17 protein-coding genes are annotated in these 19,563 nt (G+C 36.5%); 4 read left to right on the top strand and 13 right to left on the bottom strand.

Annotated features, from left to right (window positions below; all coding sequences use genetic code 11):
- Window position 1 precedes the first annotated feature (1 nt).
- The 5 genes from ATZ35_RS09895 to ulaG form a co-directional block, all read right to left on the bottom strand.
- Window positions 2-640 carry a 3-keto-L-gulonate-6-phosphate decarboxylase UlaD gene (locus tag ATZ35_RS09895; protein WP_208927097.1) on the bottom strand — a complete coding sequence of 213 codons (639 nt, stop codon included), beginning with the start codon at window positions 638-640 and terminating at the stop codon, window positions 2-4.
- 216 nt (window positions 641-856) lie between these two features.
- Window positions 857-1,156, bottom strand: coding sequence for a PTS sugar transporter subunit IIB (locus tag ATZ35_RS09890; RefSeq protein ID WP_086280571.1), 300 nt, complete (start codon window positions 1,154-1,156; stop codon window positions 857-859).
- Window positions 1,157-1,186: 30 nt separating this feature from the next.
- Window positions 1,187-2,665: a PTS ascorbate transporter subunit IIC gene (ulaA, locus tag ATZ35_RS09885; protein ID WP_208927096.1), complete on the bottom strand. Its 1,479-nt coding sequence runs from the start codon at window positions 2,663-2,665 to the stop codon at window positions 1,187-1,189.
- Window positions 2,666-2,680: 15 nt separating this feature from the next.
- On the bottom strand, window positions 2,681-3,139 hold the full coding sequence (locus tag ATZ35_RS09880; protein WP_208927095.1) for a PTS sugar transporter subunit IIA: 459 nt from the start codon (window positions 3,137-3,139) through the stop codon (window positions 2,681-2,683).
- A 15-nt stretch (window positions 3,140-3,154) separates the two neighbouring features.
- A complete protein-coding gene (gene ulaG / locus ATZ35_RS09875; protein ID WP_208927094.1) occupies window positions 3,155-4,219 on the bottom strand; it encodes an L-ascorbate 6-phosphate lactonase in 1,065 nt (354 codons plus the stop codon).
- Window positions 4,220-4,416: 197 nt separating this feature from the next.
- Here ulaG and ATZ35_RS09870 point away from each other — a divergent pair, with 197 nt between their 5' ends.
- From ATZ35_RS09870 to ATZ35_RS09860, 3 genes are all read left to right on the top strand, one after another.
- Window positions 4,417-5,181 (top strand): hypothetical protein, encoded by a 765-nt coding sequence (locus tag ATZ35_RS09870; RefSeq protein WP_208927093.1) that lies wholly within the window; start codon window positions 4,417-4,419, stop codon window positions 5,179-5,181.
- A gap of 15 nt (window positions 5,182-5,196) precedes the next feature.
- Window positions 5,197-5,964 (top strand): DeoR/GlpR family DNA-binding transcription regulator, encoded by a 768-nt coding sequence (locus tag ATZ35_RS09865; protein WP_208927092.1) that lies wholly within the window; start codon window positions 5,197-5,199, stop codon window positions 5,962-5,964.
- Between the two features lie 63 nt (window positions 5,965-6,027).
- Window positions 6,028-6,957 (top strand): LysR family transcriptional regulator, encoded by a 930-nt coding sequence (locus ATZ35_RS09860; protein WP_208927091.1) that lies wholly within the window; start codon window positions 6,028-6,030, stop codon window positions 6,955-6,957.
- A gap of 192 nt (window positions 6,958-7,149) precedes the next feature.
- On the opposite strand, the gene rlmN is transcribed toward ATZ35_RS09860, so the two are convergent.
- The 8 genes from rlmN to ATZ35_RS09820 all read right to left on the bottom strand — a co-directional run bounded on the left by rlmN (window position 7,150) and on the right by ATZ35_RS09820 (window position 18,414).
- Window positions 7,150-8,220 carry a dual-specificity RNA methyltransferase RlmN gene (rlmN, locus tag ATZ35_RS09855; RefSeq protein WP_086280555.1) on the bottom strand — a complete coding sequence of 357 codons (1,071 nt, stop codon included), beginning with the start codon at window positions 8,218-8,220 and terminating at the stop codon, window positions 7,150-7,152.
- A gap of 210 nt (window positions 8,221-8,430) precedes the next feature.
- Window positions 8,431-10,254: an FtsX-like permease family protein gene (locus ATZ35_RS09850; RefSeq protein WP_208927090.1), complete on the bottom strand. Its 1,824-nt coding sequence runs from the start codon at window positions 10,252-10,254 to the stop codon at window positions 8,431-8,433.
- Entirely contained in the window at window positions 10,244-10,993 is a 750-nt protein-coding gene (locus ATZ35_RS09845) for an ABC transporter ATP-binding protein (protein WP_208927089.1), read from the bottom strand. Before ATZ35_RS09845 ends, ATZ35_RS09850 begins: the two co-directional genes overlap by 11 nt.
- Window positions 10,994-11,101: 108 nt before the next feature.
- Entirely contained in the window at window positions 11,102-11,803 is a 702-nt protein-coding gene (locus tag ATZ35_RS09840; protein WP_208927088.1) for a GntR family transcriptional regulator, read from the bottom strand.
- Window positions 11,804-12,057: 254 nt separating this feature from the next.
- Window positions 12,058-14,430, bottom strand: coding sequence for a DNA translocase FtsK (locus ATZ35_RS09835; RefSeq protein WP_208927087.1), 2,373 nt, complete (start codon window positions 14,428-14,430; stop codon window positions 12,058-12,060).
- Between the two features lie 106 nt (window positions 14,431-14,536).
- Complete coding sequence (gene nhaC / locus ATZ35_RS09830) at window positions 14,537-15,916, bottom strand: Na+/H+ antiporter NhaC (protein ID WP_208927086.1); 1,380 nt, start codon at window positions 15,914-15,916, stop codon at window positions 14,537-14,539.
- A gap of 349 nt (window positions 15,917-16,265) precedes the next feature.
- Entirely contained in the window at window positions 16,266-17,477 is a 1,212-nt protein-coding gene (locus ATZ35_RS09825) for an NAD(P)/FAD-dependent oxidoreductase (RefSeq protein ID WP_208927085.1), read from the bottom strand.
- A gap of 31 nt (window positions 17,478-17,508) precedes the next feature.
- The gene (locus ATZ35_RS09820) at window positions 17,509-18,414 is read right to left on the bottom strand and encodes a prenyltransferase (RefSeq protein ID WP_208927084.1); all 906 of its coding nucleotides are present in this window, start codon (window positions 18,412-18,414) and stop codon (window positions 17,509-17,511) included.
- Between the two features lie 119 nt (window positions 18,415-18,533).
- On the opposite strand from ATZ35_RS09820, the gene ATZ35_RS09815 reads away from it, so the two are divergent.
- Window positions 18,534-19,514 carry a polyprenyl synthetase family protein gene (locus ATZ35_RS09815; RefSeq protein ID WP_208927083.1) on the top strand — a complete coding sequence of 327 codons (981 nt, stop codon included), beginning with the start codon at window positions 18,534-18,536 and terminating at the stop codon, window positions 19,512-19,514.
- Window positions 19,515-19,563 lie beyond the last annotated feature (49 nt).

Here is a 19,563-nt window from a genome sequence, read left to right as displayed (position 1 = left end):
CTCACCCCCAGATACGTTTGATTTCAGCTTGAAAATCTTTAGCTGCCTGTTTTGGATCAGCAGAAGCCGTAATGCCTCGACCCGTAATAAAGGTATAGACTGCAAGATCTTTGAATAATTTCAGTGTTTCAACATCCAAACCTCCAGTAACAGAAACTCTAAAGCCCATTTCAATCAGTTTTGCTACCTTGGCAAGATCTTTTTCTCCCCACGTTTCACCTGCTAAAAGGGCGTCTCGGCTTTGATGATAAATTGCTTGAGAAATGCCTGCATCTAACCATTTTTGAGCCTGCTCATAAGTCCAGTCTCCGTATAGTTCAACTTGAACTTCTTCTACTTCTTTTGCTGCAGCTTCCATCGTTGGAATCGTTGCACAGCAAATGACAGTCATCCAGTCTGCTCCAGCTTCGCGGCAATTTTTAGCAACGGTTCCGCCAGCATCTGCACATTTCGTATCAGCAACAACTTTTTTATCGGGATACAAGGCACGAATGCAACGAACAGCTTGCTCCCCTGCTTGTAAGCAAAGTATCGTGCCAACCTCTACAATATCAACAATTTCACCAACAGCTGCCACATCTTTGATCGCACTAGGTAAATCCGAATGGTCTAAAGCTACTTGTAAATTAGGTCTACTCATTTCATTTTCTCCCTGCCTTTATTTGTCATGAGAGCCTGGGACATAACTCAAACAGTTATGTTTCAGGCTCTTCGTATCCGAATAAACGGTGGGAGCAGAAGCAACTCCTTCGGAAATAAGCTGAAATTCACAAAAATTTGAAGAACAATTTTCGTGAATTCCTTCTTATTTCTCGGAGTTAAACACTTCTGTCCCAACCTCATACTTTTGCCATAATTATTTAAATTTAGCCGCTAAATCTGTTTCTTGAACACGCTCACTGATTTCTTTAGCAGACATCACATTTTTCACACCTACTACGGTAATGCCTTTTTTCTTAGCAGCCTCAAACATATTTAAAAAATTCATTGGACAAAAGACAACATCATATTGTCCTGCTGTGCTTTTCCCTTCAGAAATAGCACAATGGTGGATATTGGTAATGTTGAATCCTAGTTCTTTCAATGCTTTCTCCACACTTTTTTTCATCATTAAACTAGTTCCTGATCCATTTGCACATGATACTAATACTCTCATTTTAAATTCCTCCAATCATATTATTAAGAATTAAGCGTTTTTTGCCGCCATTTTTTTTACATATTTATCATAATCTTCAGCAATCAAGAAGTAGCCTTCCGGATTTGCCCGATATTGCAATTGTGGAATTGCCAATAGTAAAATCACTACTACAGCGACTCCAAAATAACCTAAATACTTCATCAGAATCGTCATGATTGGCCAAACTGTTGCCCAGTCAAACATACCAATGTAACCACCATACTGAGATAATCCGATAAATGCCGCTATCAAAGCAGAACCTAAAACTTGGATCACACCTGAAATAAACGGGAAGATACAGGCTGCTTTAAACCCGCCACGATTATTTGCATAAACCGCAATTACAGCATTATCAAAGAATAACGGAATAAATCCTGCAATCACGATAACTGGTGATTTAAATAAAATCAGTAAACCAATCGTGATAAATTGTCCTAGGGCACCAAATAAGAAGCCAATCGTTACAGCGTTTGGTGAACCAAAACCAAAGGTCGCAGCAACATCGATACCTGGTACAGCACCTGGCAACAATGTATTGGAAATACCTTGGAATGATTCTGTCAATTCTGAAACGAAGGTTCGGACACCTAATTGTAAAATAGCAAGATAAACGGCAAAATATAAAGCTGTTTGTAAAATATAGAAAAAGAAACTTTGCCCTTGCTCCATAAATCCTGCCTCGATCAGATAGGCTGGTCCTAATACAACTAAAATGATTCCAAAAAAGAAGAGCATCAAAATGGAAGTAGCAACCATATTTTCATTGAAGATCGATAAAAAGCCTGGCAACTGTACATCTTCTAGCTTTCGATTATTTTTATTTTTTTTCATTTTTTCAGATAGTCGAGCAAAAATGTATACCCCAAACATCTGTTGATGGGCAATTGCAAAACCTGCTCCTTCTGTTAAATCTTGCGTGATATCAACGGTTAAATTCGATCCAACAGCCCAATAACAACCTAAAATAAGTCCCATGATCAACAATATTTGAATCTGACCTAAATCAGGAAAACAGAAAAGTAAAATCCAAAACGCTGTTGCCGCCTGTTGAATTTGAACATTCCCTGTTGTAAAAACAGCTCGCAGCTTCGTATACTTCTTAAAACGGACTAACAAAATATTCATGACAAAGGCAATCAACAATAAAATCATCGTATCACTGAATGTTCGTCCAAAAGTTTCTTCAATACCTGCTGTAACAGCATTTTGACCAAAGTAAGGATCAATGACCATTGCATCTAAATTAAAACGTTCCTTTAACCCCACTAAAATTGGTCGAAAGTTATTCACCAAACCGCCCGATCCAACCGTCAAGATCAAATAACCAACCGTTGCTTTTAAAAAGCCCGCAATACTTTCATATAACGGTTTTTTAAGTAAAACATAGCCCAATAGAACAATAAACCCAATTAAAAATGCCGGCTGCGTCAAGATATTTGCAGCAAAATAATCCCAAATACCCATGAGAAAATCCAATACTTGTGTCATTTACTCCCCTTCTTTCTATACGTCAAAAGTTGCCATCACTTTTTGGTAATCCTCCATGTTCTCGACGTCCATCAATGCTTCGATCACCCCATCCGTCATCAACATCTCAGATAGATTTGAGATATTTTCTACATGTTCTTCGCTATTTTTAGCAGCTAAAGTGAAAAATAAACGCGCATTTTTTTCAGCGTTATTCTCTTCAAAAACGACATCTTGACTCATTTTTGTAAATGAAATTGCCGTTCCTAAGACCCCTTGACTCTCTTCTGAAGAATGCGGCATGGCAACACCTGGTACGATCACGATATAGGGACCATATTTTTGAACACATTCTACGATTTCATCAATATACTGTTGTTTAATGATGCCTTTTTCTAATAGTGTCTGACAGCTTAAAATAATCGCATCTTGCCAATTATCAGGAGTATCCGTACAAAATTGGATCAATTCATTATCATAAAAATACTTTAGCATTCGCTCTCCTCCTTCTTATAAAAATGATGGAAACGGTGTATCATTTTCCCTTGTAAAGACGTCATCGAACCCACGGTAGAAATTAAATTCAAGTTTATCCTTGTCATTTGGATAGGTAAATTTCCCACCAACTTGCCAAATAAATGGTTTAAATTGATAATCCAAGCGATCTTTTTTAAACTTCCAGATTTCTGTTATTTCCTTTGGATCCGCCATAAAGTTTGCCCAAATATCATAGTGAACTGGTATCACCACATTGGCATTCAAAGATTCTGCCATTCGCAGCATATCAACTGACGTAACTTTATCCGTGATCCCACGTGGATTTTCACCATATGCTCCTAAGCAAACATCGATTTTGTGCTCATTCCCATGTTTAGCAAATAGATTAGAATAATGTGAATCTCCTGCATGATAGATATTGCCGCCACTTGTTTCAAATAAATAATTAACAGCGATTTCATCCATATCTTGAGGTAATTTGCCTTTCAGTATTACTTCAGGATCCTCACAAGTTACCAGAGCGGTTCTATCAAACGCTTCTAGAGCAACAATATCCACATCATTGATCGATAGACGATCACCAGGTTTTACGATTGTCGTCTTCTCTTCTGGAATGCCCCATTTTAACCATGTATTTACCACTTCTTTCGGTCCAATAAACCGTGCCTTCGGACAATTTTGATGGACGGCCGCAGCTGTATTGATATCTAAATGATCCGAATGAATATGAGTCACGACCAACGCATCAACGTCTTTGACCGCAAATGGATCGATCACAAAGGGCTGGGTTCTAAGATTAGGCTGCATGTTCTCACATCCACTCATCCGCATCATCTGATGCCCTTTTTTCATTTTGCCATTGCCATGTGTTCGTTTTCCAGTTCCGCACCAAAGGTCACATAAAATGTTCGTCCCCTCGTGTGACTTCAACCAAATCCCTGTACAGCCTAACCACCACATAGAAACGGTTCCTGCCTTAACTTCTTCCTGTTCGATCTCCTCATTCAAGTACGTTCCCCATTCAGGAAAAGTGCTTAAAATCCAACTTTCTTTTGTCACATCATAAATTGTTGCCATACGATCCCTCCACATTTTCTCAATCTCAATTACACTTTTTATTCTACAATAATTTTAACCGTTTTCAATCTGTTTATACGATCGTTTAATCATTTTTAAGAACGTTTCCATTCAAAAGGAAATTATAAAGGATTGCACCTTCTTTTTTTATGTTCATATTACATTTTTTATGATATAGTTGCGATGAGGTGAGAAAGATGAAGAATTTAGTTTGGAAAAGTATTTACTTTTGGAAAAAAGGCTTCCTATGGGCTGCTTATTTATTGTTTGCGTTCTATATTTATTATCTAGTTACTAGTTCCGAAGAATTAGGCGCAAAGCTTATTTTTGGCTGTTTGGGTGTTATTGTCTTAAGTATCGTTATTCTTTTTGAGTATTTAAAAAATCTATATGAAAAAATGATTTATGCTTTGACGGTTGAATGTGATTTACAAAAAGCCATTGCTTTAAAAGGAACCTTAAAGAAAAAAGATTTGTTTAATGGCTTTAAACAGTCTATTATTATTTTTGACAGTCTTCTTTTATTGGATGAAGGAAATTACGAAGTTTGCCTAGAGCATTTACATAAAAATCAGCATTTCTTTCATTCCACATTGGATTACCTCTTCATTTATTATCATACGCAAATGTATTGCTATTTTTTTTTAAAAGATGAAGAAAATTTAACTAGTTGCCTAGAACACCTATTGAAACTGAAAAATGTTAAAAAGAAACAATTGAGCGGTTTGTTTTCTTGGCATGAAATCACTGGAATAAGATATTTCTATCAAAACCGAAATAAAAAGTGCTTAAGTGAATTGGCTTTAATTGATAAGAACCGTTTAAATAATCGGGAAATGACCTATCTTTTATATCTAAAAGGACAATCTCTACTTAAACTAAATGAAACATCAGAAGGCTATCGTGTATTAAAAGAGGCAAAAAGAATAGGAAACACACTCGCTGTCACACAGATGATCTAGAGGGGAGGAATTTACATGAAAAGCTCACATCAAACAATTAAAAATCGTCGTGATAAACTATTGGATTTGCTGCATAATGAAACTAGTTTACTGGTGAAAGAAATCAGTCATGAATTAGCGGTTTCAGAAATCACGGTTCGCCGCGACCTGACTGCCTTAGAAAAAATGGGTTTAGTTCAACGAGCCCACGGAAAGGCCCAAATCGTTCAAAAAACTGGAACAGAAGATTATAATGAAGAGATCGAAGTCTTAAAAGATGCTATTGCAAAAAAGGCTGGAGAGTTTGTTAAAGAAGGCAATACCTTGTTTATCAATACAGGCTCAACTGCACTATCTTCCTTAAAACATTTAGGAGAAAAACGTGTAACGATTGTGACGAACAATGTCAAAGTCGCTAATTTGGATCATAATCCAAATTCTACTGTCATTTTATCTGGTGGTGAAATTCGTTTTCCAAAGGAAGCCTTAGTTGGGGACATTGCGATTGATTCATTTTCAAAGATGTCCTCTGACATTTCAATCATCGGTTGTTCTGGTCTTAGCGTTGAAAATGGCATCACAACCCCCGTCTTACATGAATCTAAAATCAATTCACTGATTATCGAACGTACAAATGGTTTAGTCGTCGTCGTTGCAGATTATCGTAAAATTGGTTTTTCATCTAATTTTACGAGCGGTACTATTAAAGATATCAACTATTTGATCACCGATACATTCGCCTCACCAGAAGTGCTTCGAGAAATCGAGAAGCAAGGTGTTCAAGTGATTCAAGTTGAAGTCTAAGCATTCAACATCATTCATTTTATCACTAGGAACAAGCGCTTTAAATAAAAGGAGGATCGTATCATGAGGATCAAGCAATTGGATTATATTGTAAAAGTCGTTGAATTAGGTTCAGTCAATGAAGCAGCCAAACATCTTTTTATCACCCAGCCAAGTCTTTCTACTGCTATCAGAGAATTGGAGCAGGAAATGAATATTCAAATTTTTCAACGGACTCAAAAAGGCATGCTTCTTACCACGGAAGGCACAGAGTTTTTGTCCTATGCCCGCCAAATCTTGGAGCAAGTCGACTTGATGGAAGAAAAATACAAAAGAACAGAGACTCGTCGTAGATTATTTTCTGTTTCTGCACAACATTATGCCTTTGCAGTCCATGCTTTCGTCCAATTGATCAAATCTTATGAACAAAATGAATATGAATTTACTTTTCGAGAAACACAAACCAATAATATTATCGAAGATGTCAGCACGTTTCAAAGCGAATTAGGTATCTTGTATTTAAATACATTTAATGAAAAAGTGATGCGTAAATTATTAAAAGAAAAAAAACTTGTGTTTCATCCTTTATTTACAGCTCATCCACATGTTTTTATTAGTAAAAAAAATCCTTTAGTTGGGAAAAAATCAGTTACCTTAGCTGATCTAGAAAACTTTCCCTACCTTTCGTTTGAACAAGGGCAATTTAATTCTTTCCACTTTTCAGAAGAGATATTGAGTACTCGTTATCATAAAAAAAGCATCCGCGTCAGTGATCGGGCAACGTTATTTAACTTTCTGATTGGGGTAGATGGCTACACAATCAGCTCTGGTGTCTTAAGCCGAGAATTAAATGATGAAAATATTGTTGCCGTACCTTTAGAAGTAGATGAAACGATGGAAATCGGCTGGATCCATCCGGCTCAGATGCCACTATCACCGATGGGCGAAGAATATTTACGTTATTTAAAGGAACATATCATCGATTATGGATTTAGTATTATAAATGAAAAATAAAAAATTCCTGATAAACCATTTCGGCTTTATCAGGAATTTTTTCATTATAAGTTTTATCAGCTTTTCTTAAGAATTAAACGCTTTTTCCAGCTTTTTTTCATCTAGCTTACAAAAGCAATTCTTTAGGAAAGTAGACAATTGAATCAGGGAATAAAGATCATTCCCAGCTCCAATTCCTAACTTTCTCAAGAATTAAACGCTTTTTCCAGCTTTTTTGATTTGTTTACTTCTTAATTGTCCGCAAGCTGCATCGATATCTGTACCATATTCTTTTCTAATCACACAATTAACGCCATTTTTCTTTAAAATATCATAGAATTTCAACACGTCCGCTTTTTCACTACGGCTATATTGATCATGCTCACTAACTGGATTATATGGAATCAAGTTAACAAAGGTTAACTTCTTCTTGTCTTTCAACAAGTCAGCTAATTGCTGAGCATGTTCTGGGCGATCATTTACATTGCTCAACATGATATATTCAAACGTGATCCGACGATTTGTTTTTTCCAAGTATTCATCAACAGCACCCATTAATTTTTCAATTGGGAAACTGCGGTTGATGCGCATGATCGATGTCCGAACATCATTATTTGGTGCATGTAGCGAAATCGCTAGATTGACTTGCAGACCATTATTTGCAAACTCTTTGATCTTCGGCACTAAACCACTTGTTGAAACCGTAATATGACGTGCTCCAATAGCTAACCCTTTTGGATCATTGATCGTATGTAGGAAATTCATTAAGTTATCATAGTTATCAAACGGTTCACCGATTCCCATCACAACAATATGGCTTACTCGTTCTCCTTGCCCGCGTTCATCAAAATAATGTTGAACTAGCATAATTTGCGCAACAATTTCTCCTGCTGTTAAATCACGTTGTTTTTTAAGTAAACCACTTGCACAGAAAGTACAGCCAATATTACAGCCTACTTGAGTGGTCACACAAACAGACATTCCATACTCTTGACGCATTAAGACCGTTTCAATCATATTCTTATCTGGTAATTCAAAGAGATACTTCACTGTGCCATCTTTGGCTTCTTGGATGATGACTTGACGCAATGGATTGATTATAAAGTTTTCTTCTAATAATTCAATGACATCTTTTGATAAATTTGTCATTTCGCTAAAAGCCATGACACGTTTGATATAAAGCCATTCCCAAACTTGGGTGGCACGGAACTTTCTTTCGTCATGTTCGATAAACCATGCAATCAGTTCTTCTTTTGTTAAACCATAAATGGATGCTTTTTCCACTAGTTTTCTTCCTCATTTCTTCTAAACATTCGCTTCATACTATAACGTATTGTGCCCGATTTGTCTATATGTTATCTGGTTTAGTCCATCAAATTAGACTTTTCTTATCCCTTTGATTTTGCAACAATCATCCTTCTTTTAGGCTACAAAAAAGAGAGAAAACAATCTAAAAATCGATACAAAACCAATCAGGTTTTGTATCGATTTTTATTACATTTGAACTAAACGATAAACTTTTTTGAAATAGAAGACACGAGCAATCAGGTAATACCCAATTTGAATCAGGATAAACATTCCTAACACCTGCCATCCTGCTACTTGCATTCCTTGATTAAACATGTGATACATCGCTGTTAAGGCTACTGCACCATGAATCACTGAAACAATGATCGGTGTAAAGAATAAGATTCCAACCTGTTGATAGATCATCTTCTTCAACTCTTTTTTCGTTAACCCCATTTTGTAAATCATCTTGAATTTCTCTACATCCACGTCCATATCGCTATACAATCTGAAATATAGGAAGCTTCCAGCTGATACAAAGAAAACAATACCGATAAAAATTCCGACAAATAAAATTGGTGCATATTCATCTGTGATTGTTTGTTGTGAATAGCTCTTAGCCATCAATGCTACGTTTTTTTCTTGGAATTTACCAATCGAAACCAGTTCATCATAACTAGCATTTTTTGGTTGCCAAACAGTTGTAGTGGTACTCTCTAAATTTTGTAGCTCGCTATTATCCGGTACCAGAACTGTCGTTCCATAAGCTGAAACAACATTCGTTTTTTCCGTTTTAACAACTGGCAATGTTGTCTCGTTTGGCAGTGCTACTTCATTGAGTGCTGTTTCTTTCATGCCGATCATATTAGTTGGAAGCAATTGGACAGCTTTTCCTTCTGTCTGGATCGTTGGCTTTTTAACCAACTCCGCAAGGTGATTATATTCGGATTCTTTAACAAAGTTAACATGATCAGCATTTGTATAAGTTGTCAGTTTTCCTTCATCCACTTGAATCCCTTTATCCGCCAACAATTGAGAAAATTCTTGTTGGACAGATGCTGTCTCTTCAGCAGTTCCTGTAACTTGGAATTCATACGGAATTTCATTCATACCATCTAGAATCATATTTTGAAAGCCATATAATGTACCAATCGCAGCAAAGGCCACCGTTGAAATGATTGATACTAAGAAAAACGAGCGGGCATTATCTTTCATACGAAATGCTAAATCTGAAAAAACAACCATATTCGTTTTTTTCCAAAAAATATTTTGTTTCTTTTTCAATCGTTCAATCACTGAAACGCTTAATTGGTTAAATAAGAATCGAGTCCCAGCAACGACTAAAAAGATCACTGGAATCATCACCATCGGTACTAACATCCCTTTGACTAACAAAGCAATTGCATATCCTACACCAATCAATAAAATCGCTAAAATGGTTTTAATCGGAGAGCTTTTGATCGTCCCTTTACCAAGGTCTCCTGCTTTCAACAATTCTTGTAAGCTTAATTTTGGTAATCGGAATTGAATAAAAAATGAAATAGCTAAAAACAATACTGCAAATGAAATTACGGTCAAAACAAGTGCTTGTAAGGGGAAATAGAACCCCAAATTTACATGCATCAATTTATTACTTAACCATAAAATCACTTGTGAAAAACCAATTCCAGCAATACTTCCCATGATCGTAGCAAAAAAACCAATCACTAAATTTTCAATAAAGACCATTTTTTTCAGCTGTTTTGGACTCATTCCTTGGATCATCAACAGGCCAAATTCTTTTTTTCGTGATTGGATAAAGACATCCATCGAGTACAAAACAAAGAAAAAAGCAAAACCATAAATGATGATTGCAGCTGCTAGCATACCGATTTGAGCATTTTTATTTAATCCATTCGATAATGCTGGATGAAAAGCAAAGACTGTAAATGTAAAGAACACCATTACTGAAAAAAGAGTACTTAAGAAGTAAGCCATATAAAGATGTTTATTTCTTACTGTATTCCGAATAACAAATTGACTAAAACTCATTATCGACACCTTCTATCTCAGACAGTTTTACCATAATCTCATCGTAAAACATCTTTTGATTTCCATTGTGATGGATTTCATCGATCAATTCTCCATCTTTAATAAATACAATTCGCTTACAATAACTTGCTGCTAGTGGATCATGTGTCACCATCAAGATCGTTGCTTTCTCTTCTTCATTTAGCTGTTGTAATAATTGCATAACGTCTTTTGATGATTTTGTATCTAAATTTCCTGTCGGTTCATCTGCTAATAATAGTTGTGGTTGATGGATCATTGCGCGAGCAACCGCCACACGTTGGGCTTGTCCACCAGAAATTTCTGCAATTCGTTTTTTTAATAAACTAGCAATACCTAAACGTTTTGCTAATAGATTTAGTTGTGTTTTCATGATCGAAATTTTTTCGCCATCTAGAGTCAAAGGTAAAACAATATTTTCTTCAACAGTTAGCGTTGGCATCAAGTTAAAGCTCTGGAAGATAAAACCTAACTCTCTTCGTCTAAACTTAGCAATTTCTTCTTGATTTAGTTGATTTGGATCTTTTCCATTCATTAGAATATGTCCTGATGTTGGTTGATCGATCGTTGCTAACAGGTTTAAAAACGTACTTTTCCCACTTCCAGAAGGTCCCATGATTCCAATAAATTCACTATCATTCACGGTTAAGTTTAATCCTTTTAAGGCTTCGTATTTAATTTCTTGTCCATATGTTTTCGATAAATTTTCTACTTGTAACATTCTTATCGCTCCTTTTCTCTACCTTGCTAGTCTAATCCAAATACAACGAACACACCATAGAAAAAAATAACAGAGTACTTACACTTTTGTAAGTACCCTGTTATTTGGTTACGCTTCGTATTCAATTACATATGGATGAAGTGCTGTATTATAGATTGCTTCAGAAAATTCAACGGTTTTTCCAGATAGTCCCACTGATTTACGAATTCTTTTAAGCCCATTTTTTTCAGATGTCGCTAAAATCTCTTGTTGCTCAGGAGTTAGTTCGACAATTTGAAAACTATCTTCGAATTTTAGAATCTCAATGCCATGCTGATCCATCAGGCGATACAATGATTCTTTCTCAAAATCTTCTAAAGGTACATCTGCCATGCTAGTTGGCAAAAAATAATTAAAATAGATATATGGTTGATCGTCAAGCGTATATAATCGAGAAACTTTGACCGCTTTTTCACCTAATGACTGATAGGCTGAAGACGCTGGTGTTAAGGCTACTTTTTCCAACTTTAAAATTTTCTTTGCTACCTTTTGACCTGAATCATTTAAGTATTCTGTAAAGGTACCTGCTTTTGATAGTTTATTATAAGGTCGGTTGCTCAATACAGTTGTTCCTTTGCCACTTTTTTTCTCCACCAATTCTTCTGAAGATAATAATTCTATTGCACGGCGAACAGTGATTTTACTCACATCAAATAGTTGCTCAAGTTCCGCCTCTGTTGGTAATAATGACCCTACAGGATAAGTACCATTCATGATATCTGCCTTGATTTGCTCTGCAACGTCTAAATAGAGTACGCTTTTTCTTCTCATATTATCCATCCTTATATTCTTTATTTAGTTTATCATTTCATTTCAATTTATTTATGGTTGTTTTAGATTACTCTAATTCTAATCGTATTTCTGATTTAATTCAACTTAACATCTGATTTTCTGCTAGTATTTCGTACATTATACCAAAGAATACATTTATCGAAAACCTCTTTAGAGAAGTAACGCTCATAACCTGCTCAATCTTAGAAACTGAATAAAAAAAAGAGCCTGCTTATTTAGCAGACTCCTTTTTATTATTCTGATCCCTGATCCATCGGCCCATCATCCGGTACAGGCTCAAGAAAGACTTTTCTTGGCTTACTCCCTTCTGAAGGACCAATCACACCATGAGCTTCTAATTCATCGACTAAGCGTGCCGCACGATTATAACCAATTCTAAATCTTCTTTGTAATAAAGAAATACTTGCTGTTTGCATTTCCACCACTAGTGCTTTAGCTTCTTCGTACAATTCATCTTGTGATGCTTCACTACCGCCGCCTGTTGTTTCTTCTTCTGTTGGCATCATATTTTCTTGATAATCCGCTTCTTGCTGCTCTGTAACAAAGGATACGATTCGCTCAACTTCATGATCGGAAATAAACGCACCTTGCACTCGGATCGGTTTATTTTCACCCATTGGCAAGAACAACATGTCTCCTCTACCTAATAGTTTTTCCGCTCCATTACTGTCAATAATTGTTCTTGAATCTGTCCCGCTAGATACCGCAAATGCCATTCTTGAAGGAACATTTGCTTTGATGATCCCCGTAATAACATCCACACTAGGACGCTGAGTTGCTAAAATCATATGAATTCCAGCTGCTCGAGCCATTTGTGCTAAACGGATGATGGCATCTTCTACTTCGTTACTCGCAACCATCATCAAATCAGCTAACTCATCTACGATTACCACAATAAATGGTAAGATTGGACGATTCTCGCCATCTTCTAAGTTCTTTTGAATCACTAATTCGTTATATCCAGAAATATTCCGAACGCCGGTTGCAGCAAATTTCTCATAACGGAATTCCATTTCTTGTACAACTTTTTGCAATGCTTGAGCTGCCTTACGCGGATTAGTCACTACTGGCGTCAATAAATGGGGAATCCCATTATAAACATTCAACTCCACCATTTTTGGATCGATCATCATTAGTTTTACTTCATGAGGCTTCGCTCTCATTAAGATACTGGAAATAATGCCATTGATCGCAACTGATTTCCCACTACCTGTTGATCCAGCGATCAATAAATGCGGCATTTTAGCTAAATCAGCTGATTGAACCATACCAGAAATATCTCGTCCAAGCGGTACTTCCAATAATTTATCGGGATGGCTAGGTTGTGCTTCGATAATATCTCTAAAGGAAACAGTACTTACCGTGCTATTTGGCACCTCGATCCCAATCAGTGATTTTCCTGGGATCGGTGCTTCCATCCGTACGTCTTTAGCAGCTAAGGCTAACGCAATATCATCCGTTAAACTAACGACCTTACTTACTTTCACTCCTACAGCTGGTTGAATTTCAAATTTTGTAACGGCTGGTCCAAGACTAGCTTTCACTACTTTTGCATCAACACCAAAGCTTTTGAATGTTTGTTCTAGTACACCAATATTTTTTTCAATTTTTTGATACTCTCCACTTTGATCTGCAGATGGAATCGAATCTAATAGCGTTGAAGGTGGTAATTCGTAATCACGATCTTCCGCTTCTTCAGAAATTTCAAACTCTAATTCGCCCCCCTCATCCATCTCAGGTTCAGGAACTACTTGCTGTTGTATAGGTTGTGTTTCAGCTTGACTTTGGAAACTATCGATGGGTACCAAGGTCAATTGTTCTGGTTCTTGCAGATCTTTTTCTTCTTGTTCCCATGCTTCTTGCGCTAATTTTTCGCCAGGCGTTAGTTCACGAACATCATTTTTCAAACGTTCTTGAGCTTGTTTTTCCATTTCTGCCTGTTTAGCTGCTCGTTTTTCCGCTCGTTTCGCTTCTTTTTCAGCTTGACGCTCTGCACTTCTAGCGGTTAGTCCGCTAAGTTTTTCTCGAACGAGTTGTAAGCCATTCATCACTTGTTGAAAATCAAGCATACTCATTAAAAATACACCTAGCGCAATCAGTAAACTGGCAATTAAATAACTACCAAATTGAGCAACTAAAAAGAAAGTCAAACTGTACAGTCCCGCACCAATCATGCCTCCACCAACATTTTGTGCTACCGTACTAGCTTTTAGATCCATTCTAAGAAATTCCCATGTTGTTCCCATAATATCTGGTGTTTGTGTCCCTACACTGCGAAACATGTAAGCATGTAGAAATAACAATACGCCTAGGTAAACAACCACTCCGCCAATGATTGGTCGACTTTTTTTAATTGGAAACTCTTTTCCAAAAATAACTAAAGAAAGACCGTAAAACATCAGTAAAATTGCTGCTACTGAAAATGTATTTCCTATCATTACACGTAGTCCATTGGCAATCAAGGTGCCAAGAAATCCTAATTTTAATAGTCCAAATAATCCAAAGAAGATAAAAAAGATACCGAGAAAAATGAAATTAAGATGTTCTTGCTGTTGTTGTTGTTTTTTTGTCTTTTTCTTTTTTGCACTTTTCCGTTTTTGTGCCATGTAACATCCCTCTTTTCAATCAGTATCCATTATACCTAAAAATCGAGCCGAACAAAAGTACCCCCATTGTTTCTCTTAAAATTTTAATGATTTACCGTTGAATTCTTTATTTACTTTCGCTTTGTTTTTGGATACCAATCCCTGTTATCCCTGAGAGAATTGATAAAATCGGACATAGTAAGATAAAGAAACTAAATGGTGCATATTCTAATGTAGAGACTTGCAATGTACTTGCCATGAACACACCACTTACTCCCCAAGGAATCAATGAATTCAGTACGGTACCTGAATCCTCTAACGCTCTTGAAAGAACCTCTGGTGCGAGTTTAGCTTTGTCATAGCTTTCTTTAAATGCACGACCAGGAAGAATGATCGATAAGTACTGCTCTCCAATCATCAAATTTGCCAATGCTCCGCTAAAAACTGTTGCCGCAACTAAACTACCTGTTGATTTTAATTTATGAGCAAGCGGCGCCATTAAAACAGTGATCACATCCATCTTCATTAGTAAGCCGCCTAAAGACAAGGTTAAAAGAATCAGCGAAACGGACCACATCATACTTTGAATACCACCTCGAGTCAACAGCGCATCGATTTGTTCCATACCCGTTTCTGAAACAAAACCATTTTCAATGATCGTACTCAACTGTTTCAAATCGACATTTTGGACTTGGATCATATACATCACGCTAGAAACTAAAATCGTCACCAATAATGAAGCAATTGCCGGCACCCGTTTGATCGAACAAACAACCAGTAACAAAATTGGTAAAAGAGCCCACCAACTAATAGCAAAATGTGCTTGCAGCACTTCTAAAAATTGTTTTGTTTCTAAATCGGTTTGTCCTATTTTCGTTTGAAATCCAAGTACGGCATACAAAATAAATGAGATAACAAATGCAGGCACGGTCGTCCACATCATATTTCTAATATGTTTAAATAAATCTGCTCCAGCCACAGCTGAGGCCAAATTAGTTGTATCAGAAAGTGGCGACATTTTATCACCAAAAACTGCTCCAGAAATAATTGCTCCTGCTAAAATAGCAGAGTTGAACCCCATTGAAATCCCCATTCCCATCAGGGCTAAGCCAATCGTGGAAACTGTTGTAAAAGCACTACCAATCGAAATACCCACAACTGCACAACTAACAAAAGCTGAGGGTAAAAAGATTTTAGTGCTGATGACTGAAAAACCTGCAAACATCATCGTTGGAATCACACCACTAGCGATCCAAACTGCAATCAAAGCGCCAATTAAAATAAAAATGACCATTGGAACGATCCCTGTTTTCACTCCTTCAATAATTCCTTCATGGATTTTATCCCAAGAAGCACCACGCCATTTACTCCAGCCGATCAATAAACCTAATGCGCATAATACAGGGGAAATTGGGCTCATGCCAACACCGATCACACAAATACTAATAATCAATAATAATGATAAAAATACAACTAATGCTTCTTTAACACTTAATTCTTTCTTCATTTACGTTCCTCATTCTTTTTATAAATTTGATTGTTGCATACAAAAAAATCCCTGACAATCTTAAAAAGACTGTCAGGGACGTATAACGACGAGACAAAAGTAGCTTTGGTTCTCAGAGCTAAATGTTTTTGTCTCGGCCTCACTCTACACGCGGTGCCACCCAAATTGAAATTAAAAAATAATTTCCTCTCAAAAGACGCTAACGGATCTTACCCGAATCGAACATTTGCTCCAGATTTGTAATTCAAGCAGTTGTTTTGGTCAACTTCCATCAGCCGTTGACTTTCTGTCATTTCCACACAACGCTCTACTATGAATCCTTCAAAGCACTGATTACTATTTTAATCTGTTAACGGTAAAAGTCAAAACGACCTTTAGCTAACATTTCTTTAATACCACCTGTTTCAAATAATGAACGATCCATGATGGCTTTTTTGATAACAGAAGCAGGATATCCTTTGACTTCCATTTTTCCAACCTCACCAAAAGCATGGCTATTACCAATTGAAGCAACTGACCCTAATGACTTAAAGGTAAATTCTTTTGTTGGTTCACCTTTTAATTGTGCTTTGATGTTTTTCCCTGCATGCTCACCCATTTTAAGTGAAATTTGTGCAGTTGTTGGATAAGGACGGTTTGATTCTTTGTCCATTACAGCAGAACAGTCACCAATAATATAAACATTGCTGTGATCGGCATCTGTTAAATCAGGTTGAACCATTACACGTCCACGTTTGGCTGCAAAACCAGAATCACCCACTACATGACTACCACTAACACCTGTTGTCCAGATGATTGTTTTCGCTTGTAGTTCATTTAATTCGTTGGTTTCTTGATTATCCAAATAAACCACCGTATCTTGTTTAATTTCTTTGATCGGTTTTCCAACTAAGAAATTAACACCCCATTTTTTCAAATGATCGATACCATAACCACCAAGTTTTTCACTAAACATTGGTAATAAACGCGTTACAGCTTCAACACAATATAGTTGGATTTTTTCAGGTTCAACACCAGCAATATTTGCTAAATTTTTCTTACCTTCGTGTAATGAGCCTAATAATTCGATTCCAGTAAAACCAGCACCACAAACAACGATTTTCAGACAGTTTTCATCTTTCGTTTCTTTATAGGCTTTCATTTGCTCTGTTAAGTGTTGATAGACTTTCTCTGATGTTGGAATATCCACCATTTTTAATGAGAATTCCTCTACACCTGGAATCCCGAAAGATTCTGATTCATAGCCTAGTGCTACGATCAAATAATCATATGAAAGGGCTTCTTGATCTTTCAAATGGACCAGTTGGTTTTCACTATCGATTGTTTCCACTCTTCCTTGTACAAACGTTGTGCAAGCAGTTTTTACAACATCTTTGATTGGATAGGTAATTCTTTCAGATGTTTGAATTCCTGCCGCAACCTCATGGATATCCGTTGCTTCAAAGTGGTAATCGTTTTGATCAACCAATGTGATTTTCAGATCATTATTGCCTTTTTGTAATTCATGTAACGCTCTTAAACCGGCATAGCCAGCGCCTAAAATAACGACGTGCTTACTCATGTTAAAATCCCCTCTTAACCTTTTTATTTTATTATTTAAGCCACAATCCTATGGCGAAAAATACAACCTGTGCAAGTGCACCGACAGCTAAAATCCTCACGGCGCAAATGAATGTTTTTGTTTTGACTTGTTCATTTAAGAATCGTTTGGTTTGTTTCCAAATAAAAGGAACAACGATTAACGTCAACAACATTGTGATTGGAGTTAATCCTAACAAAACACTTACGATAATCGATGCAAAAGCAATGACGATCAATCCGACAAACAAGTGGATCGATGTTTGCTTGCCTAAGTAATGAACAAGAGTAAATCGATGATTGGTTTCATCTTCTTCCAAATCGCAAATATTGTTAGCTAACATTAAATTAGCAATTAAACATGTATTAGGTAGCGACACTAAGAAGATACTACCAAGATTAGTCATTGTCCATTGAAAAGAATCAAACGTGTTGATGTAAACACAAATCAACATGATCATAAATCCCATCGTAAAGCCCGAGAAAAATTCTCCCAAAGGCAAACTAGATAACGGTTTAGGACCAGAAGAATAGAAGATCCCGATCAAGTAACAATACAGCCCCATCCATAATAAAGGCCAACCGACAATCATCGATAACCCAATCCCTATCAATGCGGAAATCACAATCATCCAAATGATCCAACGACGAATCATCGACAATGATAAATTCTCACGTCCAATAATATTGGTTTTCTCTTTATAATCATGTCCTTCTTTAGCATGATGGTAATCATTGTAGTTGTCTAAAATATCGACAGCCATATTAAAAATAAACATCGCAATAAAATAAATAAGAACAAACCCTAGATGCAGACTTCCATAATGATACCAACTAAAACAAATTCCTAAAAGAAAGGGTAAAACACTTGCTGTCTTTGCTTTTAGTTCAACTAATTCAAAAAATACTTCTCTATTCAAATTATACTCTTCTCTCCTTACAATATTTAGTTTTATGCTCACGGAATAATTTACTTGTGTTTCTCGACCTACATCGTATACAATCAATAGTATTGAATTACTGAAAGGACTATTGTGTTATGAATGACTTTTGGAAAGAATTTCCGCTTATCCAACAACAATTGAATGAAACGTGCGAACTGATCAGACGCCAAGTTAAAATAAGAAACAAAGAAATCGAAACAGCTTTGATCGAATTAACCTATTCAGGTGGAAAATTATTACGCCCAGCGTTCTTTTTTCTATTTGCTCAAATCGGTGATGAACAAAAACAAGATCAGAAACAATTGATCAAAATCGCTGCTTCTATTGAAATCCTCCATATGGCAACTCTTGTTCACGATGATATCATCGATGATTCACCACTACGCCGAGGAGCAATCACGATTCAAGCTCGCTATGGCAAAGATATTGCAGTTTATACAGGCGATTTATTATTTACAGAGTTCTTTGAGTTACTTGCTGAAACAATGAATGGTTCTAATTTCTTACATACAAATGCTTCTGCCATGAAACGACTGCTTTTGGGTGAATTAGATCAAATGCATACCCGTTATAAACAAAGCATGACCGTCTTTGATTATTTGCGCAGCGTCAATGGTAAAACAGCTGAATTGTTTTCACTAAGCTGTTTAGAAGGTGCTCACTTTGGTGTTGCGTCAGCAGAAGTTCAACGTTTGGCAGCTCGTATCGGGCGTCATATTGGGATCGCTTTTCAAGTTTACGATGATATCTTAGATTACACCGCTGATGAAAAAACCTTAAAAAAACCCGTTTTAGAAGATTTGTCGCAAGGTGTTTATACGTTACCTTTGATCTTTGCTATGCGTAAAGCACCCGAACGTTTTGCTTATTATCTAGAAAAAGGTGCAGATATCACTGCAGAACAAGCAATCGAAACAGCACAACTTGTTCATGAACTAGACGGTGTGAACGATGCCAAAGCCTTTGCCAAACGTGTGACAGAAAAAGCGTTGACTGATATCCAAAAACTGCCTGATTGTTTAGGGAAAGAACAGTTGACTTTATTGACTGAATTATTGCTGCAACGATCATTTTAACATGATAGTCATTTTTTAAACAGTTGAGGCAAAGCTCTTAGAGTTTTGC

The organism is Enterococcus rotai, assembly GCF_001465345.1.
Classification (GTDB): Bacteria; Bacillota; Bacilli; order Lactobacillales; family Enterococcaceae; genus Enterococcus_L; species Enterococcus_L rotai.
Note: the sequence above shows the minus strand (reverse complement) of the source record. Positions and strands in the feature narration are given on the sequence as shown.

Excerpts from the sequence above, each read along its gene's own strand:
- ATZ35_RS09825 (WP_208927085.1), bottom strand. The coding sequence starts at position 17,477 with ATGAGTAAGCACGTCGTTATTTTAGGCGCTGGCTATGCCGGTTTAAGA.
- ATZ35_RS09840 (WP_208927088.1), bottom strand. The coding sequence starts at position 11,803 with ATGAGAAGAAAAAGCGTACTCTATTTAGACGTTGCAGAGCAAATCAAG.
- ulaG (WP_208927094.1), bottom strand. The coding sequence starts at position 4,219 with ATGGCAACAATTTATGATGTGACAAAAGAAAGTTGGATTTTAAGCACT.
- ATZ35_RS09835 (WP_208927087.1), bottom strand. The coding sequence starts at position 14,430 with ATGGCACAAAAACGGAAAAGTGCAAAAAAGAAAAAGACAAAAAAACAA.
- ATZ35_RS09880 (WP_208927095.1), bottom strand. The coding sequence starts at position 3,139 with ATGCTAAAGTATTTTTATGATAATGAATTGATCCAATTTTGTACGGAT.
- ATZ35_RS09865 (WP_208927092.1), top strand. The coding sequence starts at position 5,197 with ATGAAAAGCTCACATCAAACAATTAAAAATCGTCGTGATAAACTATTG.
- ATZ35_RS09850 (WP_208927090.1), bottom strand. The coding sequence starts at position 10,254 with ATGAGTTTTAGTCAATTTGTTATTCGGAATACAGTAAGAAATAAACAT.
- ATZ35_RS09870 (WP_208927093.1), top strand. The coding sequence starts at position 4,417 with ATGAAGAATTTAGTTTGGAAAAGTATTTACTTTTGGAAAAAAGGCTTC.
- ulaA (WP_208927096.1), bottom strand. The coding sequence starts at position 2,665 with ATGACACAAGTATTGGATTTTCTCATGGGTATTTGGGATTATTTTGCT.
- ATZ35_RS09815 (WP_208927083.1), top strand. The coding sequence starts at position 18,534 with ATGAATGACTTTTGGAAAGAATTTCCGCTTATCCAACAACAATTGAAT.
- nhaC (WP_208927086.1), bottom strand. The coding sequence starts at position 15,916 with ATGAAGAAAGAATTAAGTGTTAAAGAAGCATTAGTTGTATTTTTATCA.
- ATZ35_RS09845 (WP_208927089.1), bottom strand. The coding sequence starts at position 10,993 with ATGTTACAAGTAGAAAATTTATCGAAAACATATGGACAAGAAATTAAA.
- ATZ35_RS09895 (WP_208927097.1), bottom strand. The coding sequence starts at position 640 with ATGAGTAGACCTAATTTACAAGTAGCTTTAGACCATTCGGATTTACCT.
- ATZ35_RS09890 (WP_086280571.1), bottom strand. The coding sequence starts at position 1,156 with ATGAGAGTATTAGTATCATGTGCAAATGGATCAGGAACTAGTTTAATG.
- ATZ35_RS09860 (WP_208927091.1), top strand. The coding sequence starts at position 6,028 with ATGAGGATCAAGCAATTGGATTATATTGTAAAAGTCGTTGAATTAGGT.